Annotated in this window: 2 protein-coding genes; both read left to right on the top strand. The window is 28.6% G+C overall.

Translation table 4 applies throughout. From position 1 onward, the window contains the following. A partial coding sequence (locus D9R21_RS07700; RefSeq protein ID WP_158613988.1) for a hypothetical protein occupies positions 1 to 439 on the top strand: 439 nt, incomplete at its 5' end. A gap of 36 nt (positions 440 to 475) precedes the next feature. Then, positions 476 to 1,138 (top strand): hypothetical protein (locus D9R21_RS06660; RefSeq protein ID WP_148108892.1); only part of this gene is annotated, 663 nt, incomplete at its 3' end.

The following is a 1,138-nucleotide window of genomic DNA, read 5'->3' as shown; positions in this document are numbered from 1 at the left end:
TTTACGCAAAAAAGACCATACTCCGTTAAGAGTTGGTGCTGCTGCGTTAGGTACTGGAATGGGTAATACTTTGATTATGGAAAGAGTTTTATATTTAGGCGGAGCAGTAGTTGAACCCAAAGGAATTATTAAACATATTGTTACAAAAATTGATATTAGTAAAATTAATAAATTAGATAAACCAACTATTCATGTAACAGACCCAACAAAAGCAACAATCGAACAATTAAAATCACAATTTAAAGATGTTGTTTTAAAAGCGGTAAAAGCAGTAGATAGTTCTTTAACTGAAAGTGATTTCAATTATTTTATTGAAAGTAAAGGTGAAGATTGACCAATTAATATTACAAATGATAAAACTGTTGAAGTTCAAATTGAAGGTAAAAACAATGCTACTGGTCAAACAAATCCGATTGATGTTAGAATTAAAAATTCTTAATAGTACTAAAAAATAGTACTTTTTCGTTTGGTAAATATGCCAATTGGAACATCTAAAACAGCTCTTATTTATGCTGTTAAAAAAAATCCAACTAGATTGTCAATCCAACAACAAGAAAAAAGTTTTGGTTTACAGTTATTAGAATTTTTAGGAATTCAAGTTTTAGCCCTTGGTTTATCATTTTTAACTGGTGGTGTAGCATCTGCTATTGGCCTTGGTGCGGGATTATCTAATTTTGCCGCAGCATTTATCTCGTTTGGAGTAGAAACAGCAACCGATTTTGCCGTAAATCAAATATACGATACATTAACATCAGAAGTTACAACAAAAAGTACTGCCTTAAATTTGTTACCAGCAATTGGTGGAATTGGTAAATTAACGCGTGCTGCTCGTACAACTAGAATTTTAAAATTAGCAAAAGAAACTAAATTACTTGAAAAATTAGGTGTAATAACTGCTAATAACTTAGAAAGTGTTGTAAAACAAGTTACGGGTAAAAAGATTTTATCTGATAAATTAATATTTGATTTTACAAAACAGGCTAATAATGAAACTTTATTATATACAATTGGAAAATTAGCCCGAAATGATTTTTATAAGGGTTTTAAAGTTTCTAATTTAGAAACAATTAATAATTTATTAAAAATTGAGAAAAATATTCAAAAAATAAGTCCTAAATTAGTTCAAAAAATACCACGC

Origin of the sequence: Spiroplasma endosymbiont of Megaselia nigra (assembly GCF_003987485.1) — a bacterium.
Taxonomy (GTDB): domain Bacteria; phylum Bacillota_I; class Bacilli_A; order Mycoplasmatales; family Mycoplasmataceae; genus Spiroplasma.
This window is presented reverse-complemented; position numbering and strand designations above follow the sequence as displayed.